The sequence below is a fragment of the Streptococcus pseudopneumoniae genome, from assembly GCF_001074975.1.
Taxonomy (GTDB): Bacteria; Bacillota; Bacilli; order Lactobacillales; family Streptococcaceae; genus Streptococcus; species Streptococcus pseudopneumoniae_D.
Genome location: NZ_JUUO01000127.1, coordinates 102,846 through 126,369, shown reverse-complemented (window position 1 = coordinate 126,369; position 23,524 = coordinate 102,846). Strand labels below are relative to the sequence as shown.

At 39.2% G+C, this 23,524-nt stretch carries 43 protein-coding genes; 27 read left to right on the top strand and 16 right to left on the bottom strand.

The window, feature by feature from the left end; genetic code table 11:
* Positions 1-41: 41 nt before the first annotated feature.
* Positions 42-722 (top strand): RadC family protein, encoded by a 681-nt coding sequence (gene radC / locus ADI86_RS09040; protein WP_049532670.1) that lies wholly within the window; start codon positions 42-44, stop codon positions 720-722.
* On the opposite strand, the gene ADI86_RS09035 is transcribed toward radC, so the two are convergent.
* The 14 genes from ADI86_RS09035 to ADI86_RS11815 all read right to left on the bottom strand — a co-directional run bounded on the left by ADI86_RS09035 (position 719) and on the right by ADI86_RS11815 (position 9,383).
* Positions 719-1,408 carry a gamma-glutamyl-gamma-aminobutyrate hydrolase family protein gene (locus tag ADI86_RS09035; RefSeq protein ID WP_049532669.1) on the bottom strand — a complete coding sequence of 230 codons (690 nt, stop codon included), beginning with the start codon at positions 1,406-1,408 and terminating at the stop codon, positions 719-721. The two genes, radC and ADI86_RS09035, sit on opposite strands and share 4 nt — an antisense overlap.
* Before the next feature lie 17 nt (positions 1,409-1,425).
* Positions 1,426-2,067, bottom strand: coding sequence for a redox-sensing transcriptional repressor Rex (locus ADI86_RS09030; protein WP_049532668.1), 642 nt, complete (start codon positions 2,065-2,067; stop codon positions 1,426-1,428).
* 82 nt (positions 2,068-2,149) lie between these two features.
* Positions 2,150-2,365, bottom strand: a complete 216-nt coding sequence (locus ADI86_RS09025) for a DUF4649 family protein (protein WP_049532667.1) — start codon at positions 2,363-2,365, stop codon at positions 2,150-2,152.
* Between the two features lie 7 nt (positions 2,366-2,372).
* On the bottom strand, positions 2,373-2,720 hold the full coding sequence (locus ADI86_RS09020) for a DUF1831 domain-containing protein (RefSeq protein WP_000863540.1): 348 nt from the start codon (positions 2,718-2,720) through the stop codon (positions 2,373-2,375).
* Between the two features lie 4 nt (positions 2,721-2,724).
* A complete protein-coding gene (locus ADI86_RS09015; RefSeq protein ID WP_000639650.1) occupies positions 2,725-3,840 on the bottom strand; it encodes a cysteine desulfurase family protein in 1,116 nt (371 codons plus the stop codon).
* A 9-nt stretch (positions 3,841-3,849) separates the two neighbouring features.
* Positions 3,850-4,809, bottom strand: a complete 960-nt coding sequence (locus ADI86_RS09010) for a ribose-phosphate diphosphokinase (RefSeq protein WP_001283823.1) — start codon at positions 4,807-4,809, stop codon at positions 3,850-3,852.
* Positions 4,810-4,921: 112 nt separating this feature from the next.
* Positions 4,922-5,491, bottom strand: a complete 570-nt coding sequence (locus ADI86_RS09005) for a CYTH domain-containing protein (RefSeq protein WP_049532666.1) — start codon at positions 5,489-5,491, stop codon at positions 4,922-4,924.
* A gap of 133 nt (positions 5,492-5,624) precedes the next feature.
* Positions 5,625-6,770, bottom strand: a complete 1,146-nt coding sequence (locus tag ADI86_RS09000; RefSeq protein ID WP_049532665.1) for a tyrosine-type recombinase/integrase — start codon at positions 6,768-6,770, stop codon at positions 5,625-5,627.
* Between the two features lie 194 nt (positions 6,771-6,964).
* Positions 6,965-7,561, bottom strand: a complete 597-nt coding sequence (locus ADI86_RS08995) for a CD20-like domain-containing protein (RefSeq protein ID WP_049532664.1) — start codon at positions 7,559-7,561, stop codon at positions 6,965-6,967.
* A 51-nt stretch (positions 7,562-7,612) separates the two neighbouring features.
* On the bottom strand, positions 7,613-7,993 hold the full coding sequence (locus ADI86_RS08990; RefSeq protein WP_049532663.1) for an ImmA/IrrE family metallo-endopeptidase: 381 nt from the start codon (positions 7,991-7,993) through the stop codon (positions 7,613-7,615).
* Positions 7,994-8,005: 12 nt separating this feature from the next.
* Entirely contained in the window at positions 8,006-8,269 is a 264-nt protein-coding gene (locus ADI86_RS08985) for a type II toxin-antitoxin system RelE family toxin (protein WP_049532662.1), read from the bottom strand.
* Positions 8,269-8,508: a hypothetical protein gene (locus tag ADI86_RS08980; RefSeq protein WP_049532661.1), complete on the bottom strand. Its 240-nt coding sequence runs from the start codon at positions 8,506-8,508 to the stop codon at positions 8,269-8,271. Before ADI86_RS08980 ends, ADI86_RS08985 begins: the two co-directional genes overlap by 1 nt.
* Positions 8,508-8,876, bottom strand: a complete 369-nt coding sequence (locus tag ADI86_RS08975; RefSeq protein ID WP_049532660.1) for a helix-turn-helix domain-containing protein — start codon at positions 8,874-8,876, stop codon at positions 8,508-8,510. Before ADI86_RS08975 ends, ADI86_RS08980 begins: the two co-directional genes overlap by 1 nt.
* 417 nt (positions 8,877-9,293) lie before the next feature.
* A complete protein-coding gene (locus tag ADI86_RS11815) occupies positions 9,294-9,383 on the bottom strand; it encodes a hypothetical protein (RefSeq protein WP_001810072.1) in 90 nt (29 codons plus the stop codon).
* Positions 9,384-9,484: 101 nt separating this feature from the next.
* On the opposite strand from ADI86_RS11815, the gene ADI86_RS08970 reads away from it, so the two are divergent.
* The 25 genes from ADI86_RS08970 to ADI86_RS08860 all read left to right on the top strand — a co-directional run bounded on the left by ADI86_RS08970 (position 9,485) and on the right by ADI86_RS08860 (position 21,704).
* Complete coding sequence (locus tag ADI86_RS08970; protein WP_049532659.1) at positions 9,485-9,694, top strand: helix-turn-helix domain-containing protein; 210 nt, start codon at positions 9,485-9,487, stop codon at positions 9,692-9,694.
* A gap of 3 nt (positions 9,695-9,697) precedes the next feature.
* Positions 9,698-10,042: a hypothetical protein gene (locus ADI86_RS08965; protein WP_049532658.1), complete on the top strand. Its 345-nt coding sequence runs from the start codon at positions 9,698-9,700 to the stop codon at positions 10,040-10,042.
* Between the two features lie 216 nt (positions 10,043-10,258).
* A complete protein-coding gene (locus tag ADI86_RS12055) occupies positions 10,259-10,402 on the top strand; it encodes a hypothetical protein (protein ID WP_162838033.1) in 144 nt (47 codons plus the stop codon).
* A 105-nt stretch (positions 10,403-10,507) separates the two neighbouring features.
* Complete coding sequence (locus tag ADI86_RS08960; protein ID WP_049532657.1) at positions 10,508-10,798, top strand: hypothetical protein; 291 nt, start codon at positions 10,508-10,510, stop codon at positions 10,796-10,798.
* A 12-nt stretch (positions 10,799-10,810) separates the two neighbouring features.
* Positions 10,811-11,137, top strand: coding sequence for a hypothetical protein (locus ADI86_RS08955; RefSeq protein WP_049532656.1), 327 nt, complete (start codon positions 10,811-10,813; stop codon positions 11,135-11,137).
* The gene (locus ADI86_RS08950) at positions 11,118-11,309 is read left to right on the top strand and encodes a hypothetical protein (RefSeq protein ID WP_049532655.1); all 192 of its coding nucleotides are present in this window, start codon (positions 11,118-11,120) and stop codon (positions 11,307-11,309) included. Before ADI86_RS08955 ends, ADI86_RS08950 begins: the two co-directional genes overlap by 20 nt.
* A 134-nt stretch (positions 11,310-11,443) precedes the next feature.
* Entirely contained in the window at positions 11,444-11,785 is a 342-nt protein-coding gene (locus tag ADI86_RS08945) for a hypothetical protein (RefSeq protein ID WP_049532654.1), read from the top strand.
* 79 nt (positions 11,786-11,864) lie between these two features.
* Positions 11,865-12,212, top strand: coding sequence for a hypothetical protein (locus tag ADI86_RS08940; RefSeq protein ID WP_049532653.1), 348 nt, complete (start codon positions 11,865-11,867; stop codon positions 12,210-12,212).
* Between the two features lie 2 nt (positions 12,213-12,214).
* Positions 12,215-12,688: a siphovirus Gp157 family protein gene (locus ADI86_RS08935; RefSeq protein WP_049532652.1), complete on the top strand. Its 474-nt coding sequence runs from the start codon at positions 12,215-12,217 to the stop codon at positions 12,686-12,688.
* On the top strand, positions 12,685-13,386 hold the full coding sequence (locus ADI86_RS08930; protein WP_049532651.1) for an AAA family ATPase: 702 nt from the start codon (positions 12,685-12,687) through the stop codon (positions 13,384-13,386). Before ADI86_RS08935 ends, ADI86_RS08930 begins: the two co-directional genes overlap by 4 nt.
* Positions 13,343-14,752 (top strand): DEAD/DEAH box helicase, encoded by a 1,410-nt coding sequence (locus tag ADI86_RS08925; protein ID WP_080983219.1) that lies wholly within the window; start codon positions 13,343-13,345, stop codon positions 14,750-14,752. Before ADI86_RS08930 ends, ADI86_RS08925 begins: the two co-directional genes overlap by 44 nt.
* A gap of 3 nt (positions 14,753-14,755) precedes the next feature.
* A complete protein-coding gene (locus ADI86_RS08920) occupies positions 14,756-15,238 on the top strand; it encodes a DUF669 domain-containing protein (protein ID WP_049532649.1) in 483 nt (160 codons plus the stop codon).
* A 3-nt stretch (positions 15,239-15,241) separates the two neighbouring features.
* Entirely contained in the window at positions 15,242-16,039 is a 798-nt protein-coding gene (locus ADI86_RS08915; RefSeq protein WP_049532648.1) for a bifunctional DNA primase/polymerase, read from the top strand.
* Positions 15,975-17,579, top strand: a complete 1,605-nt coding sequence (locus ADI86_RS08910) for a DNA primase family protein (protein ID WP_049532647.1) — start codon at positions 15,975-15,977, stop codon at positions 17,577-17,579. Before ADI86_RS08915 ends, ADI86_RS08910 begins: the two co-directional genes overlap by 65 nt.
* 251 nt (positions 17,580-17,830) lie before the next feature.
* Positions 17,831-18,139, top strand: coding sequence for a VRR-NUC domain-containing protein (locus ADI86_RS08905; RefSeq protein ID WP_049532646.1), 309 nt, complete (start codon positions 17,831-17,833; stop codon positions 18,137-18,139).
* Positions 18,140-18,232: 93 nt separating this feature from the next.
* The gene (locus ADI86_RS11425; protein WP_162489321.1) at positions 18,233-18,391 is read left to right on the top strand and encodes a hypothetical protein; all 159 of its coding nucleotides are present in this window, start codon (positions 18,233-18,235) and stop codon (positions 18,389-18,391) included.
* Positions 18,378-18,587: a hypothetical protein gene (locus ADI86_RS08900; protein WP_049532645.1), complete on the top strand. Its 210-nt coding sequence runs from the start codon at positions 18,378-18,380 to the stop codon at positions 18,585-18,587. The genes ADI86_RS11425 and ADI86_RS08900 overlap by 14 nt, the downstream gene beginning before the upstream one ends.
* Positions 18,559-18,885, top strand: coding sequence for a hypothetical protein (locus tag ADI86_RS08895; protein ID WP_193390667.1), 327 nt, complete (start codon positions 18,559-18,561; stop codon positions 18,883-18,885). The genes ADI86_RS08900 and ADI86_RS08895 overlap by 29 nt, the downstream gene beginning before the upstream one ends.
* A complete protein-coding gene (locus ADI86_RS08890) occupies positions 18,878-19,621 on the top strand; it encodes a DUF1642 domain-containing protein (RefSeq protein ID WP_241486553.1) in 744 nt (247 codons plus the stop codon). Before ADI86_RS08895 ends, ADI86_RS08890 begins: the two co-directional genes overlap by 8 nt.
* Positions 19,618-19,878: a DUF1372 family protein gene (locus tag ADI86_RS08885; RefSeq protein ID WP_049532644.1), complete on the top strand. Its 261-nt coding sequence runs from the start codon at positions 19,618-19,620 to the stop codon at positions 19,876-19,878. Before ADI86_RS08890 ends, ADI86_RS08885 begins: the two co-directional genes overlap by 4 nt.
* On the top strand, positions 19,875-20,201 hold the full coding sequence (locus ADI86_RS08880; RefSeq protein WP_049532643.1) for a hypothetical protein: 327 nt from the start codon (positions 19,875-19,877) through the stop codon (positions 20,199-20,201). Before ADI86_RS08885 ends, ADI86_RS08880 begins: the two co-directional genes overlap by 4 nt.
* Positions 20,201-20,749, top strand: a complete 549-nt coding sequence (locus ADI86_RS08875) for a hypothetical protein (protein WP_049532642.1) — start codon at positions 20,201-20,203, stop codon at positions 20,747-20,749. The genes ADI86_RS08880 and ADI86_RS08875 overlap by 1 nt, the downstream gene beginning before the upstream one ends.
* Positions 20,750-20,947: 198 nt before the next feature.
* Complete coding sequence (locus ADI86_RS12530; RefSeq protein WP_342666722.1) at positions 20,948-21,097, top strand: hypothetical protein; 150 nt, start codon at positions 20,948-20,950, stop codon at positions 21,095-21,097.
* The gene (locus tag ADI86_RS08865; protein WP_049532641.1) at positions 21,094-21,486 is read left to right on the top strand and encodes a YopX family protein; all 393 of its coding nucleotides are present in this window, start codon (positions 21,094-21,096) and stop codon (positions 21,484-21,486) included. The genes ADI86_RS12530 and ADI86_RS08865 overlap by 4 nt, the downstream gene beginning before the upstream one ends.
* Positions 21,483-21,704, top strand: a complete 222-nt coding sequence (locus ADI86_RS08860; protein ID WP_049532640.1) for a DUF3310 domain-containing protein — start codon at positions 21,483-21,485, stop codon at positions 21,702-21,704. Before ADI86_RS08865 ends, ADI86_RS08860 begins: the two co-directional genes overlap by 4 nt.
* 20 nt (positions 21,705-21,724) lie before the next feature.
* Here the strand turns inward: ADI86_RS08860 and ADI86_RS08855 are convergent, their stop codons facing one another.
* Positions 21,725-22,078, bottom strand: coding sequence for a type II toxin-antitoxin system PemK/MazF family toxin (locus ADI86_RS08855; protein ID WP_000125658.1), 354 nt, complete (start codon positions 22,076-22,078; stop codon positions 21,725-21,727).
* Positions 22,062-22,277, bottom strand: coding sequence for a type II toxin-antitoxin system PemI/MazE family antitoxin (mazE, locus tag ADI86_RS08850; RefSeq protein WP_016397663.1), 216 nt, complete (start codon positions 22,275-22,277; stop codon positions 22,062-22,064). The genes ADI86_RS08855 and mazE overlap by 17 nt, the downstream gene beginning before the upstream one ends.
* 129 nt (positions 22,278-22,406) lie before the next feature.
* On the opposite strand from mazE, the gene ADI86_RS08845 reads away from it, so the two are divergent.
* The gene (locus ADI86_RS08845; protein ID WP_049532639.1) at positions 22,407-22,853 is read left to right on the top strand and encodes an ArpU family phage packaging/lysis transcriptional regulator; all 447 of its coding nucleotides are present in this window, start codon (positions 22,407-22,409) and stop codon (positions 22,851-22,853) included.
* Positions 22,854-23,524 lie beyond the last annotated feature (671 nt).

Here is a 23,524-nt window from a genome sequence, read left to right as displayed (position 1 = left end):
TTTCCATCCTTCTCACGAATAATAAAGTGAGGAGGATTTTTATGTACAGTATTTCATTCCAAGAAGATTCACTATTGCCAAGAGAAAGACTGGCCCAAGAAGGAGTTGAGGCGCTCAGTAATCAAGAGTTACTAGCTATTTTACTCAGGACAGGAACACGTCAAGCTAGCGTTTTTGAAATTGCCCAGAAAGTATTGAGCAATCTTTCAAGCCTAACGGATTTGAAAAAAATGACCCTGCAGGAATTGCAGAGTCTGTCTGGTATCGGGCGTGTTAAGGCTATAGAATTACAAGCTATGATTGAACTGGGTAATCGTATTCACAAACATGAAACCCTTGAGATGGAAAGTATTCTCAGCAGTCAAAAGTTGGCCAAGAAGATGCAACAGGAATTGGGGGATAAAAAACAAGAGCACCTGGTGGCGCTCTATCTCAATACTCAAAATCAAATCATCCATCAACAGACCATTTTTATCGGTTCTGCAACTCGTAGTATCGCTGAACCGCGAGAGATTCTTCACTATGCTATCAAGCATATGGCGACTTCTCTCATCTTGGTTCACAATCATCCTTCGGGAGCGGTAGCCCCTAGCCGAAATGATAATCATGTCACTAAACTTGTCAAAGAAGCCTGCGACCTGATGGGAATTGTCCTCTTGGACCACTTGATTGTCTCTCACTCCAGTTATTTTAGTTACCGTGAAAAGACGGATTTAATTTAAAGTTCATTAACGACATAGTCAAAGAGGTTTTTATCTTTGGGACGATTTTCAAATAGAAATTCTGGGTGCCATTGGACACCGAGAAAGGCAAAATCATCCGTACTCATGACAGCTTCAATAATACCATCCTTAGGATCATGAGCTGCAATCTTTAAGTTAGGTGCTAAATCCTTAATACTCTGGTGGTGGAAGGAGTTGATATGGGAGATTTCTCCATAGATTTCTCGAAGAACTGTATCAGGTTCTGTAACCAAGCGTTGAGTTGTGTATTCGGCAGAACAATCCTGCCAGTGGTCTTCGATATCTTGATATAAAGTTCCACCCATGGCAACGTTAAAGAGTTGTGTTCCACGGCAGACAGAGAAAATAGGCTTTTTCTGTTTAATAGCTTCCTTGATGAGGGCCAGTTCGAAGATATCTCTTTGAAGGTGGTAGTCATCGCTATCAATGGTTTTTGGTTCACCATAGAATTTTGGATCAACATTTTGCCCACCTGTCAAGATGAGCTTGTCAATCATACTGATATAGTGGCAGGCCATTTCTTGATTACCAATTGGTAGGATGAGGGGAATCCCTCCAGCGTCTTTAATGCCTTCAACAAAGCCTTTTGCTGCGTAGCTCATCATGATGTCATCATCTGGATGAGTTTTTTCGTTTCCTGTAATCCCTATAACTGGTTTTTTCATAAAATGATGTTCGCTTTCTAATCCTCTTTTCGCATGAAGTAGAGGAGGGTTTGGAGTTCACTTGTCAAATCGACATACTGAACGACCACGTCTTTTGGTAAATGCAGATGGACTGGTGAAAAACTGAGAATTCCTTTCACGCCAGCATCCACCAAGAGATTGGCAACCTCTTGTGACTTGACGCTGGGAACTGTCAGGATAGCAGTCTTGACATCAGCATCCTTGATTTTATCCTTGATTTGAGAAATTCCGTAAATGGGAATTCCGTCAGGAGTTTGGGTACCGACTTCAGGATGGTCATCTAGGTCAAAGGCCATGATAATCTTCATCTTGTTACGTTCGTGGAAGCGGTAGTGGAGAAGGGCATGGCCCATATTTCCAATACCTACCAGCATGACATTGGTGATGGAGTTATCATTGAGTAAATCGGCAAAAAACGTCATCAGTTTTTTGACATCATAGCCAAAACCACGACGACCTAGTTCACCAAAATAGGAAAAATCACGACGAACTGTCGCCGAATCAATACCGATAGCCTCTGCAATTTGCTTAGAGTTGGCACGTTCAATCTTTTCTGCATGAAATCTCTTAAAAATTCGATAGTAGAGAGAGAGTCTTTTCGCTGTAGCTTTTGGAATATCAGACTGTTTATCTTTCACAAAATCACAACCTTTCTATTCTTCTATTTTATAGAAACATTGTGAAAAAATCAACAGAAACAAGAAAAAACTAAGAAAAATCTTAGTTTTTATGTAAAAAATCTGCATGTGATAGAAAACGGTAGAGGTCTCCGACCAGTCCTTGGTAAACTTCCTGTTCCTTAAAAGTCAGAGAAGTTACATAAAGTGTGTCTGGTAGAGTCACACATCCTGACAGAGCCAGCATGAGAGCTTCATAATCCTCATACTTGAAAGTCCGCTCTACATGATAGCTGTCCTTATAGGTCAGTTCAAACATCTTGGATTTATCTTTCTGATTTTGTAAATACACCACGTTCTACCAAGCTATCCATGAGGAAATAGAATTTTTCCTGATGAATGTGGTGGTCTTCTGATTTGAAAATATCAACCAGACGTAGCCCAAACTTGTCAGTGATATTGATTTTAGCCCCTGTAAGTTCCTTGTTAATAATGATTTTGAGTTGGAAGCCTTCACCGCTGTTTGGCACTTTTTCCAAAAGGCGAGTCAATTCATAGTTACCAACCTTTGTCTCAAAAAAAGTGTTGTCTTTGAGGGTGAATTTTTTAACAGAAGGGCTAAGAGTGTAGTCGTAACGACAATTTTTTAACTGAATGGTTTTTTCAAATGCCATATGGCTAACCTCCGATAATTTCTTTTAAGGTTTTTGCGAGGGTTTGTAGGTCTTCAACAGTATTTTCTGGCGACAAACTGATACGAACGGATTCCTTCAAGCGTTCTGAATTTGCCCCATACATAGCTTCAAGAACATGGCTGGATTGAACAATGCCTGCCGTACAGGCTGAGCCAGTAGAGATTGAAATTCCAGCCAAATCTAGACGAAGGAGTAAGAGATCATTTTTCTGGCCAGGAAATCCAATATTGAGAACATAAGGGAGATGATGTTCTCCTCTATTCAAGTAATATTGAATGTCCTCTAGCTCTGCCAGAAAGGCAGTTTCTAAATTTTGTACATGTTGAAAATGTTCTTCTTGTTTTTCTAGGTCTTCTTTTAGGGCTGCAACCATAGCCACTATGGCAGCTAGATTTTCAGTCCCTGCACGTTTTTTCTGTTCTTGGTCTCCGCCATGGAGATAGGAATCAAAGTCCATGCCAGATGCGTAGAGAAAGCCGATTCCCTTAGGACCATGGAATTTATGGGCAGAAGCGGTGAGAAAATCAATGCCCAATTCTTCTGGGTGTATAGGGATTTTTCCGATTGCCTGAACTGCATCGACATGATAGGCAGCAGGGTGTTGCTTGAGTATTTGGCCAATTTCAGCAATGGGCAGTAGGTTTCCTGTCTCATTATTGGCAAACATGGTTGAAACCAAAATCGTATCGCCACGTAAAGCTTTTTGAATTTGTTGGGCTGTGATTTCTTGATTTTCTGGCTGGATAATGGTTGCTTCAAAACCGAAGTGTTGAACCAAGTAATCAATGGTTTCAAGGACGGCATGGTGCTCAATGGCAGTTGTGATGATATGTTTTCCTTGTTCTTGATGACGAAGGCAGTACCCAATGATAGCAGTATTGTTGCCTTCAGTCCCACCAGAAGTGAAAAAGATATGTTGAGGTTTTGTCCCTAGTAACTGAGCTAGTTCCTGACGGGCTTCTCGCAAGAGTTTGCCAGCTTGACGACCATGACCATGAATACTAGAAGGGTTTCCATGGGTTTCTTGCATCACCTTGGTCATAGCTGAAATAGCAACTGCTGACATAGGAGTCGTTGCAGCATTGTCCAAATAAATCAAAGAATCACCTTATTTCTTTTTGTTGTAGGCAAAGAGTGGGCTGACTGGTTTTCTTTCGTGGATACGGACGATAGCATCACCAATTAACTCACTAGCAGTGATGTAGCATACGTTTTTAGGAGTTTTTTCTTTTGTTGCTACTGAATCAGTCACAAGAATTTCCTTAATATTAGTATTGTCAAGAAGTTCAGCAGCTCCTTCGACGAAGAGGCCATGGCTAGAAACAGCATAAATTTCTGTAGCCCCTTCACGTTCAACGATTTTAGCAGCTTCAGAGAAGGTACGTCCAGTATTTAAAATATCGTCAATCAAGATAGCTTTTTTACCTTCAACATCACCGATGATATAACCTTCGTTGCGAGTTGCATCGTCTTGAGGGTAGTCGATAATGGCGATAGGAGCATCAAGATACTCAGCCAAGCTACGAGCACGTTTCACACCTGAATTTTTAGGGCTAACGACAACAACATCTGAGCCAAGGAGCCCCTTATCGCAGTAATGTTTTGCAAATAGAGGAACTGTATAGAGGTTGTCAACAGGAATATCAAAGAAGCCTTGCACCTGAACAGCATGCAAATCAAGCGTAAGAACACGGTCAACACCAGCTTTAACCAGCATATTAGCAACTAGTTTAGCTGTAAGTGGCTCACGTGGTGAAGCGATACGGTCTTGACGTGCATAGCCAAAATATGGAAGGACAACGTTGATACTGTGGGCACTTGCACGCACACAAGCATCAACCATGATCAACAATTCCATTAGGTGGTTGTTAACAGGGAAACTTGTTGATTGGATGATGTAAACGTCATAACCACGGACACTTTCTTCGATATTCACTTGGATTTCTCCGTCTGAAAATTGACGTGATGATAGTTTTCCAAGTGGGACACCAACAGCTTGTGCAATTTTCTGTGCAATCTCTTGGTTAGAGTTGAGTGCGAAAAGTTTCATGTTTTTTCTATCTGACATTATAGACCGTCCTCTGTAAACTTTATAAATCCTAGTTATATTTGCCTTACATATATGAACTAGGATTTGTGTATTTTTATCTTTTCTATTTTACCAAAAAATGAAGATTATTTCAGCTATTTTTCATGCTTTTGACAAATCGAACCAATTTTGAAGGGGCTTTTTGATAAGAAATATGATTTTCCTTTAAAAATTGCTGGAAATCCTGTTTCCCTTGCTCGTGATTTTCAACTTCAAGTTCTAATTCGTAATCTGTTATATCAAAGTACTGACTCTCATCTAGTGCCATAAGTCCAATAGCTGTTTGAATTTCATAGCGAAGCGTTGTTAGGCAACCGAGAACCTGCCAGTTCTTGCTTTGGATACCATGTTGAGCCAATTCATCCAGTACTAGCCCTTGAGGAAGTTTTTGCTTAGCCAGATAGTTTTCAGCATCTTTTAGTTGCAATTTTTGGTTGTACTCCATGTTTCCAACATTTTGCGGGACTTTGAGTGTCAATTCTGCCCAGTCTTCAAAGATTCGAATGCGCATAGCAACTTTCTTTTCTCGAAGTTCAAAATCAGGAGTGTCGATGTAGTAATTTTTTTGAAGAACAGGAGTGACAACTGTGAACTGGTCTTTTAGACGATTGTATTCATCTTTTTTCAATAGTGTTTTCAATTCAATTTCTAAATGTTTCATTTTTTTAACCTTTTCTTTATCGTTGAAAGCGGATTTATGGTATAAACTGCTCACAGCTTCCTAGTACCTTGAAATCAGTGGGTTTCTAGTATGTCAACCAAAAGTGAATACGATATTGAATACGACCGTATTTTCAACTTGAACGAATGAAATCCATGAGCTGTTCAACAACTTCAAAACGTTGATTATCATTGATGTGGGTGTACATATCAAGGGTGGTTTGGACATTGTTGTGACCTAATCTGTCTGAAATAATTTTCGCTGTAACACCTGCTTCAAAGAGAAGAGAAGCGTGTGTGTGCCTGAATCCGTGAGGAGTGATTTTTTTGATATCGTTATGTTCCCAAAAGAATCTTCTAAGTCTCTCTTTCATAGCTGAAGGAGAAATCCATCCTCCGAAACTATTCGTAAAGATATAATTTGAATCATGTTTGTAAGGCACACTAGCTCGAAAATATTCTTTTATTTGCTGACGCTTCCAGAGTTTCAATACATTTAGAGTTTCATCATCTAAAGTGATAACCCTCTTACTCATTTTGGTTTTAGGGTCCTGAACAGTTTGTTTTTTATTAATAACGACAGCTGTTCGAGAAATGCTTAATCGTTTATTTTCAAAGTCAACATCTGACCACATGAGTCCGATAGCTTCTCCAGTCCTCAAACCAGTAAAAGCTAGTAAGTGATAAAAGGTGTACTCTACAGGCTTACAATCTACTCTGCAAACTTTAAGAAACTCCGTTAGCTCCTGTTTTGTATAATGGTTCTCCTTGACCTTTAAGGGCCTATTTTTAGGCTTGATAATCTTGTCTAAGGGATTTGACTTAATGATGTCAATAGAAGTGGCATACTTGAAAATGCGGCTGATTACAGAGTAGTAATTGGCATAGAGGATATAGCGATTACTCAACTTGATAGCAACCTTTTGACAATAAGCTACACTGATCTGCTGGATTTTCATATCTGTAAAATACAAGTCAATCATAACATCAAGTTTTTTCTTAACATTCTGATAGGTTGTTGGTTTTACAGTGTTTTTATAGCTATCAAGCCACAACTCAGCGACTTCAGCAAATGTAGGGTTCTGGAAATCATCATTGTTAGAAAAACCATTTTCTTCAACATCTAAGAGGAGGTCACGTTCAGCAGCCTTTGCCTCTTTTATAGTTTTAAAACCACGGCGTGTTGTGCGTTTTTCTTTTCCAGTAGCTGGGTCTATCCCCAGATATGTTTGAAAGAGATATCTAGTCTCTCCTTTTTTTGTAATATATTTTTTTATCATAAAAAGTCCTTTCTTTTCGATTGCTTGCCCGCATAGTTGAAAAGGTGTAGAACTTATGATAAACTATAGTTGTATTTTTTTATCATCCTTTCCATTGCTTGCTTGATGGAAAGTTAAATCCTCACACTCAAAGTTTGGCGATGGCGAGTGTGGGGATTTTTTTGAGTTGTTTCCAAAATGGAAACAGTTGGTTTTTATTCTAGACCTGAACTAACTTTAGAAGTCAACAAGAAAGAACCGTCGTCTTGTTTTGAAAACGAAAGAATAACGCTCTTGTATTTGCTACCAGTAGAAGTATATGATACTGTCTTACTGTCGTGGTCATTTACTGAACTAGTTGTTACATTGTTAGGTTCTCCGTGAACACTAGCAATGTCATCGTAGTTAGTTCTACCAGCTCCATAGTTGATAATATCACCAACTTGAAGCGCATCAAACTGTTCTTTTGTCCAGTTAAATTTAGCATCTTCCTCTTTTTGAGATGATTCGATAGAAGAACTTACAGAGCTAACAGTCTCTTCAACGTTTTTACCTAGTTCTTTCAATGATTTAGCATACATAGCTTGAGTTGCTAAAACGATAGCAATCGAAACAACAGATAAAACAGTTCCGATAATAGCTAGTGTTTTTGGTCTTTTTCGATTTACTGCAAAACCAATTAAACCGAAAATAAGAGCTAAAATAGCCAAAATGAATGAAAAATTATTGATGATAGGCATCCATGAGCCAAGTAGAGCCAGCGCTCCAAAAATAATAGCTAAAATACCTAAAACTTTGCGTTCTTGTTTCATAATGAACCCTCTCTATCAGCTTTTAGTGTGGATCAGTTGTTGCACATATTTTTAATTTACTAATGCTAGATATTCTTCCTTGACCATGATTTCATTTGTCACGGTTTTTAGATTGTAGTAGGACATGAATTTGAGGTAATCAAACTCTATGGGGTCGTCTAAGCTTTCTAATGCGTCTTTTACGAGATGATGGATCATATTCCTATCAGCTTCGTTTTCACAGCGTAGGCGAGCATTTTGGTACTCTGAGCGTGTGTGGTCTTTGTGTCCGAGTTCGTGTAGGGCGACTTGGATTTGTTGTTCAGGAGCCAAGTTGTGGTCAATAGCGAGTACGTTTGTGTCTGGATTGTAGAAACCGCTACTGTGCCAGTTTGAACCGTCGAAGAGACAAAGTTCTACTTGATATTCTTCGCAGAGTTTAGCGAGTGTCATAGTTCTCCTTCGTTATTTATAAACCTCTCTGCGGTGGGCGATGTCTACGGCTAAGACGACTAGTTTATCGTCTTGGATATCACAGATGATGCGGTAATCGCCAACTCGGTATCGGCAGTAACCTGATAGGTTTCCTTTTAGTAGTTTAGCGTGTTGATAGGGGTTGCTTGAGTTGTCTACGTTTTTTGTCATCCACGAGATGATTTTTCGTCTGGTTGCTCCATCGAGTTTTTTGAGTTGTTTTTGTGCTTTGCTTTCATAGACGAGTCGGTACATTAGGCGATGTCCTCTCTAGTCATTCCAAGACTTTCCAAGAGTTCATCTGTTGTATATGTTTTTGGATTAGGGTCGGCTAAGTACTCCATATAGGCTTGGTCGGCTGCTCGTGCGTCTTCAATATCTTCCATGAGTTCCATGAAGTCGTCAAAATCCATGGTCGTTGTGTCGATACCGTGTTTGTTTAGGTAGTCCGTGATGTAGGAGTTTTTTTCTGTGAAGTTGATAGTGATAGTCATTAGCGTTCTCCTTTGTTTTTGAAGTGGGCAGATAGGACGGATGTGATGAAGTCGATATCATCTTCATTTAGTGGTTTTCCGTCAAATAACATGGTGTTGGCTGCTGCTTTGCGTAAGTCTATGATTTGTCCGTTTACTTGAGCAAATTCATCACTCCCAGCGATAGCAGGGTTATCTGTTCGTCCGAGCAGGTAGTCAGTGGAGACATTGAAGTAATCGGCTATTTCTGAAATTCGTTCAGTAGATGGTTTTGAATTTTTTAAATTATAAATGGTATTTCTACTGTAACCAAGCTTTTCTTCCAATGAATTTATTGAAAGTCCTTGCTTTTTGGCAAGTTCTTTAATTCTGTCAAATGTCTGAAACATTGATTTTTCAACCTTTCTGAGAACATGACAAAAAATATTTAATATTTCTCATTAAAACACTTGACAAAGTTAATGTGAAGTATTAAAATAGTTTTTGTAAGTTAATGAGTTAGTAAAAAACGAAGTTAAAACTTATCTAAAAATAAATAGCTTTGGCGAGCAAGAAAATTGATAGATATAAGGTTTTATCAAGGTTTTTAATTATGCTTTCATTTTAATACTATACATTAATTTTGTCAAGCATTTTATAAAATAATTTACTAACTCTTTAACTTTGTTCCTTGACAATTGAATAGAGCATGTGAGATAATATAGGGGAAGTGAAGATGTAGTCTACTATAACTACAAAAAAGCCCCTGCTGATAACCACAAAAGCAAGGGCTTTTTCTAGTCTACGCTAGAAAGGTGGGTTGGTCGCTATTTCTTGTTTAGCCATTTTTCGATGACTATCAGGACGATACCGACCACCAAGGGTAGAATAATATTTGTGAAGATGTAATCTACCATAGGCTCCACCTCCCTTCTAAGGCAGATGTGCCGTCGCTATTATACCACATGCTCTATCAGTTAGATAGGGCATTTTTTATTTTCAAAAAGGAGGAGGTCGCATGAGCCAACAACATCTTAAATGGATTGAGCTTGTAAAAGAGCGAATTGAAAAACGTGGGTGGTCTCAAACGGACTTGGCTATCGTTGTAGGTGTTAGTCCGTCAGCTATCACGCAATTATTCAAAGATGGTAAAGGAAGTGATGACTTGAAGCTTCGCATTAACAAGAAGTTGCGAATCAGCGAGTCATGGGAAAGATTTGAGGAGTAGGGAATGACAGACAGAGAACTGTTTGAGTTGCCAGAAGATTATGTAGAATCTACTGGACTTGACAAAATCACATTTGAAGTACCTTTTGAATTGTTTACGAAGATTATGAAAGGATACGGACATAAATTAGCTTGGGAAGATTACCGACAAATAAAAATCCACCCAAGCACTAGAACAAAAAAGACGGTTGGACAGTGTCAGTTTTTGTTTAGTATTTGGATGAATGACCATTTAAAACCAGCGATTAAGCCTTCAACAGAGTTGCAGAGAGAACCTGTGCGTAAGACAAAGAGACAGAAATGTCTTCGTAAGTTAGCACAAAATCTTCATCGTCGCATGTGGGGCTGAAGTCGCCGATATATGCACCTTGCTCTGTTTTGCAGATTAGAAGAGTGTCATCTTCGTTTGTAACTGCATTTAGATAGGGTGCCAAATCAGACTTAGTCATAAGTTATCCTCCTTTCTATTGGAATTTTGACTAAAACGTGAGAGGTCCTAGTCAAAATTATTATAGCAATTTAGGAGGATATTACATCAGTCTTGAGACTGATGTAGGAGGCAATATTGGAAGATAAAATCATCGAACTTGCTGATTATTTTATCGGCGAAAACACAACGTACAGAGAAGCTAAAATAGCATGTGAGAAGCTATTTAGACAAGTCAGCCATGAGATAGAACTCAGGGCTGTGGAAAGTAAGACAGTTTGACAACAACGCAAAAAAGCACCTAACAAAAGTCAGGCGCACACTTAAATTATTAAAACCATTATATCACAAAAATGCTTGCCCGCATAGTTGAGAGGATGTAGAAAAATGGAAGGTATAACCCTACAATTACGATTGGACGGCGAAAGTGCTGAATTGTTCACGAACCAATTACTGGCCTTTGCTGAAAAGCAGGTCAAGGAGCAGTTAGAGAATGAACGCATGCCAATCAATCAACAGGATTTGATGAAGAAGTTCGGCTTCACTCATGGCTATATCAAAAAGTTAGAACGCAAAGGATTAAGATTTCGTAAGCAAGGGAAATATATTATGTACGATATCAATGATGTTTATGAGATTTTAGAGTTAGAAAAAGAAGTACGAAAATTAAGAGCATAAGGAGAGAAACAAATGTTTGAACCACCGATTTTAGACCAGCTAATGGGGGTTGGAGCCTTGCTGATTGGATTTGCAGGGGCTTGCCGTCATATCAAATTGCAGGAACAACGCAAGGAAGAAGAAAGACGAGAAGAGCAAGAATTTGCGTCTATGATTATCCAAGGGTATAACCATGCATACGAACGTGGTAGAGAGGCAGAACGTCAACAAATCCGCAAGAATATCCGCAGAGAGTTCAAAGGCTTTACCTACGACAACGAACCGCCTGTAGGATTGCGCCCTGAGCCTCTAGCATTGCCAGAACCACGGAGAGCACGCTATGCAAACCGTATGGGATAGACAAGCGTGGGATTTATCCACTTGTAAGCGCAGAGAGAAGATGCGTGACCTTGAAATGATGGCGCATATGCAACATGAAATCGATGATCTCAAGAAACAATTGCAAAAGGAACAATCTTTGAGAAAGAGATTAGAAGCAGAGAATTTCCAACTGAAACTACGGAGGAAATGATGTACTTATGGAAGTGTACGTGCGCAGATTGTGGACGTGAGTTTGATTGGTACGATAACTATCCACCTCTTGAGTGTGTGAAATGTGAGAGCGTGGAAATCAAAAATGAATTTAAAGGAAGGGCGTATGATTAAATGACTCAAGCGGAACGAATTAGGGAATATTACAAAGACCACCCTACTGCCTCATATGATGAAGTAGCTGAGGTTGTCGGAACTTCAAATAGTAATGTGAGGGTTAATCTTTTCAAAGACCTCAAGGCAGGCAGATGTGTCCGCTTAGAAGATGAGTCAATTGACTACTCGCCTTACTTTAACTATAAAAAATCACTCACAGAGTTGTTTGATTGGAAGAATGACACTAGACGTGAATGGGTAGATATGCTGACGAGAGCAGCAGAAAAAGAAACAGATAGCAACGTTATGCGATTGCTAATCAAAGAAGCAAATAAACTAATGAAAGAGGTAACGAAATGAAAAAAATTAATGGAGCGAAAATTAGACAATTAAGAGAAGAAAAAGCTAATAAACTTAACTAAAAAAAGGAGAAATAAACATGGAAGACACAACAAAAATGCTAGCAAACATGATTTTAATTGCACTTGAAAATCAAGAAAGATGGGTTAGCGAACCACGCTTTGAAACATTATCAATCATTGAAGATATTAGAACATATAATAAAATCATCACAAAACAAGTGGACGAAGACGGAGATGTAACCGAAAGATTTGACGGATACAGAAATCAAGAATTGGAAGATAAGTTGAAATTGATTGAAGCTACTTCCAAAAAAGATGAATCAGACTATAAGCGTTACAATAGCGAAAAAATCAAAGCAATGACAAGAAACTTAGAAATGATTAAATCTATTGTGAAAATGTATGGTGCACAAAGCGAGGAGTAAGTATGGCAACATTATATGAACTAACAGGACAATACCTTGAAATCTATAACATGGAACTAGACGAAGAAACCAAACTAGACACCTTGGATTCCATTAATTGGGAAACTGATTATGAGACTAAGGTTGAAAATTGTATCAAAGTTGTAAAAAATATCGATGCAGATATGGAAGCGCGTGACGCAGAAATCAAACGCTTGACGAATTTAAACAAGTTTGACAAGAAGAAAAAAGAATACTTGAGAGAACAAGTTTCTGAAAGTATGAAATTGACAGGCCATGAACGTGTTGATACTCCTTTATTTAAGGTTTCATTCCGCAAATCTCAAGCCGTTGAGGTAGACGAAGCAGTCTTGCCAGAAGCTTATAAGGTAGCAACTTGGAAACCTGACAAGAAACGCTTGAAAGAGGATTTGAAGAATGGCCTTGAAATCATTGGCGCCAGCCTAGTTGAAAGAAAGAATTTGAGTATAAGATGAAAATAACAAAAGCGACAGAAATTACGAATGATGATGCCTGTTACCTGATTTATGGAAATCCAGGCTTTGGGAAAACGACTACCATCTCATTCATTCCAGGGAAGACTCTGGTAATTAATATCGATAAATCAGCCAAAGTATTAGCTGGTAATCCGAATATCGATATCGCAGATGTTGATACGCATAAGATTTGGGATGAATGGTTAACCGTTGTTAAGGAATTGCTTCAAGGGGCAGGTAAGCCATACGATACAATCGTTGTGGATAACGTATCTGAATTGTTCAGAGCGTGTCTTGCCAACCTTGGTCGAGATGGGAAAAACCATCGGGTACCAACGCAGGCGGATTACCAGAGGGTAGATTTTACTATTTTGGATAGTTTACGAGTCTTGTTGCAATTAAATAAACGGATTGTATTCACGGCTTGGGAAACATCTGATCAGTGGTCAGATGAAAATGGCATGATTTACAACAGGGCCATGCCAGATATTCGTTCCAAAATCTTAAATAACTTTCTTGGTTTAACGGATGTAGTCGCTCGTCTAGTCAAAAAGACGACAGATGACGGTGAGGAAGTGAGAGGTTTTATCTTACAACCGAGCGCCAGCGTCTATGCCAAGAACCGTTTGGACGATAGAAAGGGGTGTAAAGTAGATGAGCTTTTCGCTCAGAGATTACCAGAAGGAACTGATAATTGACGTTATCAAATCCATGAGGGCAGGCAATCGAAAGATAATGGTTCAATCCCCACCCCGTTCAGGAAAGACAGTCGTGATGTCTTATATCGCTAAAAATGCGACAGATAAAGATAAAACAGTATTGTTTTTTAGCCACAGGAAAGAAATCAATGAGCAGGTTTATGAGACCTTTAAACGTGGCGGAGTTAATCTCGATAAGGTTATCATCGGAACGGTTGGGAGTATTGTACGAAAGTTAGAACGATTGCCTCAAGTCGATGTAATCTTAGTAGATGAAGCTCATCATATCAAAGCAAAACAATATCAGACAATCTTAAATTATTTCAGTAATGCTACTCAATTATTTTTCACAGGCACACCTATCCGATTGGACGGTTCGGGATTCCATGATTTAGCAGATGATTTAGTAGTCGGTAAATCCATCCGATGGCTTCAAGACCACGGAAATATCGCTGAGTTTGATTACTATTCCATTAATCTATTGGATATGGCTAAACTAAAGAAACGGTCAGGAGAATTTACAAACCATTCAATCGACGAAGCGTTTAGTTTCAATGGAACGTATGGCGATTATATTGATCATTACGAGAGGTTAGCCAAAGGGAAACAAGCTATCGTTTATACACATAGCGTAGAATACGCTGAGAGGGTCGCTAAGCGATTTTTGGAGCAAGGCTACCAATCAGCCGTTGTGTCTGGAAAAACGCCACAGAGCGAACGAGAGAGCCATATGCAGGCATTCAGAGAAGGCAAACTCACAATCATGGTCAATGTCAATCTATTTACAGAGGGAATTGACTTGCCAAACGTAGATGTCTGCATTATGTTACGGCCGACCGACTCGCTCTCCCTGTATTTGCAGTTTGCTATGAGGGCCTTAAATCCAAGAGAAGGCAAGAAAGCAATCTTGATAGACCACGTTGGAAATCATATCCGACACGGTTTACCGAATGACGATAGGGAATGGACGCTAGATGGTACTAAGAAGAAAAAGAAACCTTCAGAACGTTCAACGGTGACGTGTGAGAAATGTTTTGCGACATTTTGGAGAGACCAGCTAGTGGACGGTTGTTGTCCATACTGCAAGGCAGAGATTGTCGAGAAGAAAAACATTCAAGATATCAAACAAGATAAATCAGATGTTCAATTAACAAAAATCAATCAAGGAATGGAATTTATTACCATTCAAGGCAAAGAAATAGAGGTCAAGACAGAAGAAGCGAAAGTGTATCGTCGCGTCAAGACCTATGGTAAAAATTATACTAAGTGTCAAAACCTAGCCGAATTGAAGGCATTCAGATTACTCAATGGCTATCAACCAGGTTGGCTATGGTTTCAACAAAAACGTTTAAATATTTGGAGGTAAAAAATGTCACTTTTTTCAGTAAACTACGAAGCAGCAGAACAATTTTCATCAGTGGAAAACGGAACATACGAGGTAGTCGTGGCGACTGCTGAACAGTCAGCAAGCAAATCAGGAACAGATTTCCTTGATATCCGTCTTAAAATTCGTGATGATTTCCAACAGAAATTCCGTAACAACCTAATCTTTGATAAGGTATGGATCAATAAACAGACTCTTCAATATCCAGAGTGGGCATTGCAACGCTATGCAAAGGCGGTAAAAATTCCTGAAGGCGTTGAGATAAACACAATCGAACAGTTCCTAGGTATCATCAAAGGCAAAACGTTAAAAGTTACTGTCAAAAATGAACAGTCAGAATACAATGGTAAAACCTACGATAACTTGAATATCAGTAAGATGGAGCAATCAGAATTGCCACCTTATTCTGGTGCAGTATCGTCTGAACCAGCACCAGCAAAAGCAGATGATTTAGATTTGCCATTCTAATCTATGGTTGGGATGGTAGATTATGCCCTTCATTATCAAAAACTAGGTTACTCAGTCATCCCAATAGACAAAAAGAGCAAACGTGCAATCACGAAATTTAAGGATAAAATATTTAGCGAAAATGAAATCCGAAGATTTTGGCACGAGCAACCCGATGCGAATATCGCATGGAGGACAACCGATTTCTTTGTCATCGATATTGACGTATCGGTGACTGAGAACGGTTATGAGTCTTTAAAAGAATGGGAATTGTCTCAGTATATCCCTAAGACATTAACTGCTACTACGCCAAGCGGTGGAAAGCACATTTTTCTAAAAAAACCAAAAGGCATAGAGTTAAGTCAAGATATACGAGTTAAACCAGGGATTGATATTAAGGCGAATAAGAACAATTATGTCTTGGTTGCACCTAGCAATAATGCCAAGGGAAGTTATAAGTGGGATAAGTCCACAGAACAGATGGCAGAAGCACCAGCTGAGATAATCTCAATCTTACAAACATCTAAACAACCCAAGGAACCTATGAGTTTTACGACTGATTATAGTCGAGGGGAGTTCTCGAGTAAGACTGCCAAGTTATTTGAACAAGTCGTTTTCGGCTTGGGAGATAAAGGTGGTAGAAATAACGCCCTGGCGAGTTTCGTAGGTGGGTTGCTAATGCGTGGTGTCAATGTGGATGCAACTTATTTACTAGCAAAGATAGCAAATCACTATACTCCAGACAGTCTACCAGCGGATGAATTGGATAGGACGTTTGAAAGTATGGTTAGAAAGGAAATGGATAGAAGAGGTGGTTCTTGATTTAGAGACATTAAAAAAAGAATATCGAAGCAATATTATCCAACATCCAGCTTATATCGAGAAAGCAAATGACTGGCGTGAGATTCGTCTGGCTTGTCGAGAATATCGTAAAAACTGGCTCGAAAACATCAAATGGAAAGAAACCCAGTATGGTACGAAAGAAGAAAACAAAAAAGCGCCTACTCGTTTAACTGAATTGGCAGTGGCGCAAGGAATGGAACAAATTTTACATATCGTGAATCTGCCAAATGAACGGGTCGCAATCTATGATCCAGATAAAGGTTATTATCACAAAGACCCTAGCTTTGCTTACAAAGTCATTCGTTTGCTAGAGCCAAATTTTAGTGAAGCGAAATCCAAAAATGTTCTCTTCATGCTCGCTTCTACACCACGGTTGAACCAACACGAGGGATTCTCATGTGATTTTCCAATTGGGGAATACAAAGACCCTCGTAGGTTTATCTTAGTGAAGAACGGGATATACGATAAGAAAGAGAAATTACTACGACCATTCACACATGAGTTTGTTGCATTCTCAACCATCGGAACGGAATACGACCATTTTGCTAAGTCTCCCGAAATAGACGGGTGGGATATCGATAGTTGGTTACTTGACCTCATGAGTGGAGATGAAGAACTGGTCGAACTGATTTGGCAGGTTATTTCAGCCAGTCTAAATGGGAATTACTCTTACAGGAAATCTATTTGGTTTGTCGGTGAGGGGAATGACGGTAAGGGTACTGTCCAGCAACTTATAACCAACCTAGTCGGTATGCGAAACGTGGCTAGCTTGAAACTTAATCAATTTTCAGAGCGATTTGCTTTGTCCATGATTGAAGGTAAGACAGTCATCATCGGAGACGATGTGCAGGCTGGTATCTACGTAGATGAATCTTCAAATTTCAACTCTGTCGTGACTGGTGAGCCAGTCTTGGTCGAAGAGAAAAATAAACAACCGTATACGACCGTATTTAAAAAAACTGTCATTCAATCCACGAATGAGTTACCACGTTTTAAGAATAAAACCAACGGGACCTACAGACGATTTGCGATTATACCGTTTAAGAAGTCATTTTCAAGCAAGGAAGATAACTGGGCAATTAAGGACGACTATATCTATCGTGAAGAAGTTCTTGAGTATGTTTTGAAGAAAGCTCTTGAGATTTCATTTGATCGCTTCATCGAACCGCAAGCATCGATTGAGGCCCTAGAGGATTTCAAAGAATCCAACGATACAGTTAAGGCGTTTATCAGTGAATGGTTCGATAAATTCGAATCCACTCGCCTGCCATCCCGATTTTTGTGGTGGTTGTATCAGGAGTGGTGCAAGGACGAAGGTGTTACGAGATTGACGAAACGTAAATTTGAAACACAATTAGCCAAGAATATCCCTGATGGTTGGGTTAAGAAGAAAATGAAACCATTAGGGAAATTCATTCCTTCAGTAGATGTGCCGAAACATTATGTTGGTTTTTCTTGGATGAACGATGAAAGTCAGATACTTACATCGGGGTATGAATTGGTTACCGTTTACCGTTAGGTTACCGTTCTTTTTTTGACTACGGTAACCTAATTTAAGCCTTATGTACCAAGGGTTTACCTTGTGTTGGTTACCGTATTACCTTTCTTTTATATTGAAATAATAAAAAAATAAATAATATAAATATAAATAAAGGGGAAAGGTAACGGTAACGGTAACCTTGGGGCAAAAAAATGGCGTAAACCGTTGGTACTGCTGGATTTGTAGTGGTTACCGTTCTAAAAATCACAACGGTAACTTTTGGAGGATAAATGAAATCAGAGCAAGAAGTACAAAATGAAATTAGAGTCGCATTGACTCAAGCAGGATATACCGTTTTTCGAACGAATGTCGGAAAAGTAAAGACCGCAGATGGCAGGTGGTTTGATACTGGATTGCCAAAAGGTCATGCTGATCTGTATGGTTTTAGACCGGACGGACAGATATTTTATGTCGAAGTAAAAAAAGAGAATGGTCGTGTGAGACCGGAACAGGAAAATTTTATTGAGACAGTCAAAAAACGAGGTGCGATAGCTGGTATTGCTAGAAGCGCCGAGGAAGCGTTGGAGTTAGTCAAATGAATAATCAATTAAAGGTAGAAGTACAATACCCGTTTTGTGGAGAGTGTATCACGAGATATTGTAGAGGATAGTGGGGTAAGAAATATGTTTGGAATGTCCTATCAAGAAATTCATCTCTTTGTTGAATTTTTGAAAAAGCAGTATGGACAAGGTCGTCCAGACTATATTAAAGCCCTGGATGACTTGGACGGTCTGGCGAAAGTCTCCCACAGAGAAGCTATTGAAAGATTTTTAGAAGATGAATTACGATAAACAGACAGTAATCGACGGACTGAAACGCACAATCGAGCAAAACGAAGAGAAGATAATCGAGTATTCGAAGCCTTGCGATGTACGTAAGAGACGGATTAGAGCGTTGGAGCGCGATTTGTTGAAGAAAAAGAATAAAGAATTAAGACGGAAAGTTGAGGAGTTGGAAGATGATGGAAGATTTAAAGAAAAAAGTTAATGAAGTATACGGCTGGGAGGTAGAAGACGGGAAGCCTAAGCCTCCCAAACAAGATTTACCACAAGCAGTGAAAGACCGGGCGGACTATTTCTGGGAAATGACAGAAGATGGCATGACGTTTATGGGAGCGATGGAATGTATCTTCGCCGATGAAAAACCTAAAGAATATGATTTGGGAGCTACCAAGGATTGGTTGCCAAAATCTAAGGAGTTTGATGATTGGGTTGGCTATTCGCCAGGCATGTCTCAGTTAGTTATTGCAGTTTATTTGATTTATGGAGGAAGCGAAGATGAATAAGCAGGAATTGATTAAAGAGTTTAGAAAGATTGGAATTTACAATTTGAGCATATTTGGTACTGAAATCAAAGGTATTCCGACCGAAAGTGCAGTTACTTTAATCGAACAGCTAGACGAACCGCAACCATTGAAACTAAAAGATATTATAAGCAGAATGAAACAGTTATTTCCTCTTAGTCGGTCAGAATGGATTGATGAAATTTTACATGAATTTGGTGAAGGATTCGGTTCAATAAAATATCGTGAAGGTTTCGAACAAGGAAAACTTGAGGGAGCATGGGTTGGTAATCAATTAAAGGACGCTGATAAGATTCGGCAAGAATTGAACAAACCAGTGGTTCCGCAGTTTGTGGCGGATTGGTATGAGAAAAATAAGGATGATTTTGAATTTAATGTTTGGGATTGGATTGCTTTCAGGGACGAGCCTGAAAAATTAGAAAATAAAGAGTTTAATGATTGGATTAATGATGGCGAAGGCACTCCTATTCAAACCCTCGTAAACATGCACCAATTTGGCTACGAGGTCAAGGAAGAACCGAAGTACATAGTTAAGGTGAAAGAAATCGCAAAATACAGAAATTATTTAGTATTTGGTGAAATATCAAGAACATGGTTTTTTGCTAGCGTCGGAAGTAACTATGTGATATTCAAACACACCCGCAAAGAACTAGAAGAAGCTGGCTTCGGCTGGGTGTTCGATTGCCCAGGGATTGAGATTGAGGAGGCAACAGAATGAAACGTTTTATCGCTATCTGTATTTTATTGTCTGCCGGATTAAACATCTGGCAGATGGACAGGATTCGAGATTTGGAAGATAAGAAGCCGATTGTCGTCTACAAGGCAGATAACGCAGGCGCTGAGATATTTGGCCGTGTCCTTGAGAAAGGGCGACATGGCAAACTGTATACTGTCACAATTCGTGATTATGGGGTGTTCGTGGTTACTAGAGAACAATTTGAGAAAATCAAAGTAGGGGATGAAATAATGTTGTGAAGATTGCTGTTGAATTACCGAAACGACCAGCGATTTTGAAAGGTTTGAAACCAGACGAACGTATCAAACTGGACACGATGCATTTTAAACGTGCAGACGCTTATGTGGTAGACGATGATCTGTTTATCTATTGGCAAGCGACTTTTAAAGATTTTAAAAGTATCTGGTTTTGTTTAGAGAATTTTAAGGCATATACGGCTTTGCAAGTCATACATGATTTGAATAGTTTTAACAATCCGACTTTTTCAGATATGATTTTCAAAATCTGGAAGGAACATGACTTGCAGACTGGATATATTGAGAATATTTTTAAGGAGTTGTAGTGGATATTGTAGATTTATATTTGGAGCATGGAGATTTTAGAACAGCTGTACGCTTGAGTGGATTACCAATGCACATTGCGCATATAAAATTACGTAAAGCTGGTGTCTTGAAGATTGCTGATAAAATCCAATTCGGCAGTAAAGGTGCTAAGTTAGGTGGACAAGCAGAACAGTTGTTTCAGACTTTAGTACCTGATGCTGTTGATGCCAATGCGCTTTTCAAGAAAAATAATCCTGTCTATGATTTTGTTTTCAAAAATATGACAATCGATGTGAAATACAGTTCGTTATATTCTGGAGGAAAGTCATATCATTGGGGGATTAGGTGTAAAGGTGAGCAGGATTTCATAGTTGCATTTTTGGAAAGAGAACAAGGTACAGGTATTGACAGCCCTTATTGCCTCTTGATTCCAATGGATTTTGTAGATGTGAAACAGATGCATATATCGCCCAGTGGTAGTTGGTTCAAAGAGTTTCAAGTAGAGCTAGAAGAATTACGAGGAATTTTAAATGACTATGCAGAACTGAGAGAAATAGGACAATTTTGAGGATAAATAGAAAGATAATGAGGTATCGCTATGACGACAAACATGGAATTATTAGCGCATCATGTTGAGCATTGGGCGAAAGAGCGAGGGTTAGACAATCCCGACAATAGCACGGCTCAAGCATTGAAGTTATTTGAGGAGGCAGGCTAACTGGCACAGGCACATCTCAAGAAACGAGATGATGAGGGCAAGGATGCCGTGGGTGATATTTTGGTGGTGCTGACCATCTACTGTCAGCAGAAAGGTTGGTCTATCGCTGAGTGCTTCCAGATGGCTTGGAACGAGATTAAAGACCGTAAGGGTAAGATGGTAGATGGGTCATTTGTGAAAGAGGAGGATTTGGTATGATACCGAAATTTAGGCTGTGGAATAGAATTACATCACAATTACATATTGTTGATGGATTATACTTCGATGCTAGAGAAGCTGAATATGTAGATGATGATAACGTACTAAGATTTGTTGGCTTTAAAAACATTGACCTCATGCAATCAACAGGACTCAAGGATAAGAACGGCAAGGAAATCTTTGAGGGGGATATTTTAGCATTCAAAACTGATGATGAAGTGATAAATGTGAAAATATTTTGGGACGAAAAACATGCTTTGTTTATGTTTAGGTCGGAAAAATACAATGAAGAGGAGCCCTTAGCTGAATTGGTTGAAGCTAACACATATCCGTTTGAAATCATCGGCAACGTATACGAAAACCCTGAACTTTTGGAGGAATTAAGATGAATGACAATATAAACAAACCAAGCCACTACCAAGGTAGATACGGCATGGAATCTATCGATGCTTTGAGGAATTTCATGACAGACGAACAGATGAAAGGGTTCTATCTAGGCAACAGTTTGAAGTACATACTACGACACCAGAAGAAAAACGGTCTTGAAGACCTGAAGAAAGCTCGCAAGAACCTAGACTGGCTTATCGAGGAGATGGATAAGGAATAAAAAAGCCCAATCCATAAGGACTAGGCTTCAAAGATGAAGTTGTAGAGTTGGACAACCTTCTGAAAACTGGTTGTATCCATAGTTGTGATTTTTTGAGCCTTGCGCTCTCTAAAGTCAAAAGTATAGAGTTGGAGTGGATTGACAGAGCCATCTACCTTATTGGAACGCACAGGAACAAGCAGTCCTTGTTCTTCTAGTCTGCTTTGACCGTGTGTAATAGGGCATACAGCCACAAATCCAGTCCGCTCCGAATACTCTCTACGAGAGACGACAATAGCAGGACGGCGTTTCTGAATTTCACGTCCAACAGACGGGTCAAAGTCAATCCAGATGATGTCCTGCTTTTCTGGAATGTAATCATATTTCGCTGTCAAGGAATTTCACCCCCTCAAAGTCATCTTCCATGCGTAGGTCTGTGTCACCACTAAATGGATCTGGAATTTTTGGAGCTAGGACAATGACATTATCTACACCCTTGTAGACAAACATTTCCTGACCTTCTGGAACATTGAGTGTTTTCGGAATGGTCACAGTGACAGAGTTTCCAACCTTACGAGTTTTAACAGTATTCATTTGTTTCTCCTTTACTTTGTATACATACAGTATACACCTAAAAACGGAACAAGGCAAGAAAAAAGCCAGCACAGCTGACTCCTTTGTGATATGTTCGCTAAAAATATTATATCATAAAGGAGCGATGTTGTGAGGTTATTAAAAAAGGTTGACGTGCAATTTACTAAGAAAAATGTCTATGATGTTCTAGAGAGTTATCGCTCGTATGTCCGAATGGCAGGCGCTGAGTATTTGCCTAAAATCACAACGACCTACTCATTTGAACCAAAGACATTCACTGGTAAAAACACAGCTACTGAGAACATGGTTATCGAACATGTGGATGCAGAGGCAGAGGTGTTAGAGATTGAGAGAGCTGTGAACTGCATTATGGATCCATATGTTCGGCAGATTATAGCAAAGAAGTACATGGATATGAAAATCCATTTATCAGACAAGGCGATTTATATGGACTTAGGCTATTCTGAGAGTGAGTTCTACCGCATGCTTAGTAGAGGTGCTTTGGAATTTGCGGAAGCCTATCGAAAAGGTAAGCTGATTGTCTATCGTAAGATTTTGGGAGATATTTGCAAGTAAATTGCTAGGAAATGGCTTATTTTAAGTGATAAAATAGTATTGTCAAGTGATAGGTCATTTGACGTCTCCTTTATATTTATTATATTTTTCCGAGACTTCGGTCTCGTTTTGGCGGTGACAGGTAAGTGATTTTTCTCCTATGTATTTTTTTCGGTTCGATTCCGGGCATCGCCGTTAATGACTACAAAAAATAAATCAGAAAATTTATTTCTAATTAACACGCAAGGTTGTAGTCGCCTTGCATTTTTAGGGCTTAGCCTAGATAATCTGTGGTAACTCAGGAAAAGGATGTTTTTAAATCTATCAAACATCCTGCCAGTAATGGTCAATCTAAGCAATTTAATCTTAACTATTTCAGTTTTGGAATAGGTAGGCGAAGTTAAAGCAGAGAGATTCCAACGGCAAGGTGCTGAGGAAATGCAAACGTGGCAGTTTGGATGTGAGACGAGTCTATAAGAGGAAAAAGGTATTTGGTTCGAGGTGCAACAAGAGCTTAATACCATGCTTTACAAAAATTGGGTGCCTCCCAAAAGTATGTAAGGTGAGTCGATTGTCCGCAAAACAATTGATAACAAGCAGGCGCTGTGCATTTTGTTCTCCAAAAGAGAATGAAACACATGGCGATGCGTGTCTGTGATAGATAAAATGATGATTTTTAATATTTTAAAAGC

What these genes read in the sequence shown, in the direction of transcription:
- radC (WP_049532670.1), top strand. Translation starts at nt 42, where the DNA reads ATGTACAGTATTTCATTCCAAGAAGATTCACTATTGCCAAGAGAAAGA.
- ADI86_RS09035 (WP_049532669.1), bottom strand. Translation starts at nt 1,408, where the DNA reads ATGAAAAAACCAGTTATAGGGATTACAGGAAACGAAAAAACTCATCCA.
- ADI86_RS09025 (WP_049532667.1), bottom strand. Translation starts at nt 2,365, where the DNA reads ATGTTTGAACTGACCTATAAGGACAGCTATCATGTAGAGCGGACTTTC.
- ADI86_RS09020 (WP_000863540.1), bottom strand. Translation starts at nt 2,720, where the DNA reads ATGGCATTTGAAAAAACCATTCAGTTAAAAAATTGTCGTTACGACTAC.
- ADI86_RS09010 (WP_001283823.1), bottom strand. Translation starts at nt 4,809, where the DNA reads ATGTCAGATAGAAAAAACATGAAACTTTTCGCACTCAACTCTAACCAA.
- ADI86_RS09005 (WP_049532666.1), bottom strand. Translation starts at nt 5,491, where the DNA reads ATGAAACATTTAGAAATTGAATTGAAAACACTATTGAAAAAAGATGAA.
- ADI86_RS09000 (WP_049532665.1), bottom strand. Translation starts at nt 6,770, where the DNA reads ATGATAAAAAAATATATTACAAAAAAAGGAGAGACTAGATATCTCTTT.
- ADI86_RS08995 (WP_049532664.1), bottom strand. Translation starts at nt 7,561, where the DNA reads ATGAAACAAGAACGCAAAGTTTTAGGTATTTTAGCTATTATTTTTGGA.
- ADI86_RS08990 (WP_049532663.1), bottom strand. Translation starts at nt 7,993, where the DNA reads ATGACACTCGCTAAACTCTGCGAAGAATATCAAGTAGAACTTTGTCTC.
- ADI86_RS08985 (WP_049532662.1), bottom strand. Translation starts at nt 8,269, where the DNA reads ATGTACCGACTCGTCTATGAAAGCAAAGCACAAAAACAACTCAAAAAA.
- ADI86_RS08980 (WP_049532661.1), bottom strand. Translation starts at nt 8,508, where the DNA reads ATGACTATCACTATCAACTTCACAGAAAAAAACTCCTACATCACGGAC.
- ADI86_RS08975 (WP_049532660.1), bottom strand. Translation starts at nt 8,876, where the DNA reads ATGTTTCAGACATTTGACAGAATTAAAGAACTTGCCAAAAAGCAAGGA.
- ADI86_RS11815 (WP_001810072.1), bottom strand. Translation starts at nt 9,383, where the DNA reads ATGGTAGATTACATCTTCACAAATATTATTCTACCCTTGGTGGTCGGT.
- ADI86_RS08970 (WP_049532659.1), top strand. Translation starts at nt 9,485, where the DNA reads ATGAGCCAACAACATCTTAAATGGATTGAGCTTGTAAAAGAGCGAATT.
- ADI86_RS08965 (WP_049532658.1), top strand. Translation starts at nt 9,698, where the DNA reads ATGACAGACAGAGAACTGTTTGAGTTGCCAGAAGATTATGTAGAATCT.
- ADI86_RS08960 (WP_049532657.1), top strand. Translation starts at nt 10,508, where the DNA reads ATGGAAGGTATAACCCTACAATTACGATTGGACGGCGAAAGTGCTGAA.
- ADI86_RS08955 (WP_049532656.1), top strand. Translation starts at nt 10,811, where the DNA reads ATGTTTGAACCACCGATTTTAGACCAGCTAATGGGGGTTGGAGCCTTG.
- ADI86_RS08950 (WP_049532655.1), top strand. Translation starts at nt 11,118, where the DNA reads ATGCAAACCGTATGGGATAGACAAGCGTGGGATTTATCCACTTGTAAG.
- ADI86_RS08945 (WP_049532654.1), top strand. Translation starts at nt 11,444, where the DNA reads ATGACTCAAGCGGAACGAATTAGGGAATATTACAAAGACCACCCTACT.
- ADI86_RS08940 (WP_049532653.1), top strand. Translation starts at nt 11,865, where the DNA reads ATGGAAGACACAACAAAAATGCTAGCAAACATGATTTTAATTGCACTT.
- ADI86_RS08935 (WP_049532652.1), top strand. Translation starts at nt 12,215, where the DNA reads ATGGCAACATTATATGAACTAACAGGACAATACCTTGAAATCTATAAC.
- ADI86_RS08930 (WP_049532651.1), top strand. Translation starts at nt 12,685, where the DNA reads ATGAAAATAACAAAAGCGACAGAAATTACGAATGATGATGCCTGTTAC.
- ADI86_RS08925 (WP_080983219.1), top strand. Translation starts at nt 13,343, where the DNA reads ATGAGCTTTTCGCTCAGAGATTACCAGAAGGAACTGATAATTGACGTT.
- ADI86_RS08920 (WP_049532649.1), top strand. Translation starts at nt 14,756, where the DNA reads ATGTCACTTTTTTCAGTAAACTACGAAGCAGCAGAACAATTTTCATCA.
- ADI86_RS08915 (WP_049532648.1), top strand. Translation starts at nt 15,242, where the DNA reads ATGGTTGGGATGGTAGATTATGCCCTTCATTATCAAAAACTAGGTTAC.
- ADI86_RS08910 (WP_049532647.1), top strand. Translation starts at nt 15,975, where the DNA reads ATGAATTGGATAGGACGTTTGAAAGTATGGTTAGAAAGGAAATGGATA.
- ADI86_RS08905 (WP_049532646.1), top strand. Translation starts at nt 17,831, where the DNA reads ATGAAATCAGAGCAAGAAGTACAAAATGAAATTAGAGTCGCATTGACT.
- ADI86_RS11425 (WP_162489321.1), top strand. Translation starts at nt 18,233, where the DNA reads ATGTCCTATCAAGAAATTCATCTCTTTGTTGAATTTTTGAAAAAGCAG.
- ADI86_RS08900 (WP_049532645.1), top strand. Translation starts at nt 18,378, where the DNA reads ATGAATTACGATAAACAGACAGTAATCGACGGACTGAAACGCACAATC.
- ADI86_RS08895 (WP_193390667.1), top strand. Translation starts at nt 18,559, where the DNA reads ATGATGGAAGATTTAAAGAAAAAAGTTAATGAAGTATACGGCTGGGAG.
- ADI86_RS08890 (WP_241486553.1), top strand. Translation starts at nt 18,878, where the DNA reads ATGAATAAGCAGGAATTGATTAAAGAGTTTAGAAAGATTGGAATTTAC.
- ADI86_RS08885 (WP_049532644.1), top strand. Translation starts at nt 19,618, where the DNA reads ATGAAACGTTTTATCGCTATCTGTATTTTATTGTCTGCCGGATTAAAC.
- ADI86_RS08865 (WP_049532641.1), top strand. Translation starts at nt 21,094, where the DNA reads ATGATACCGAAATTTAGGCTGTGGAATAGAATTACATCACAATTACAT.
- ADI86_RS08860 (WP_049532640.1), top strand. Translation starts at nt 21,483, where the DNA reads ATGAATGACAATATAAACAAACCAAGCCACTACCAAGGTAGATACGGC.
- mazE (WP_016397663.1), bottom strand. Translation starts at nt 22,277, where the DNA reads ATGAATACTGTTAAAACTCGTAAGGTTGGAAACTCTGTCACTGTGACC.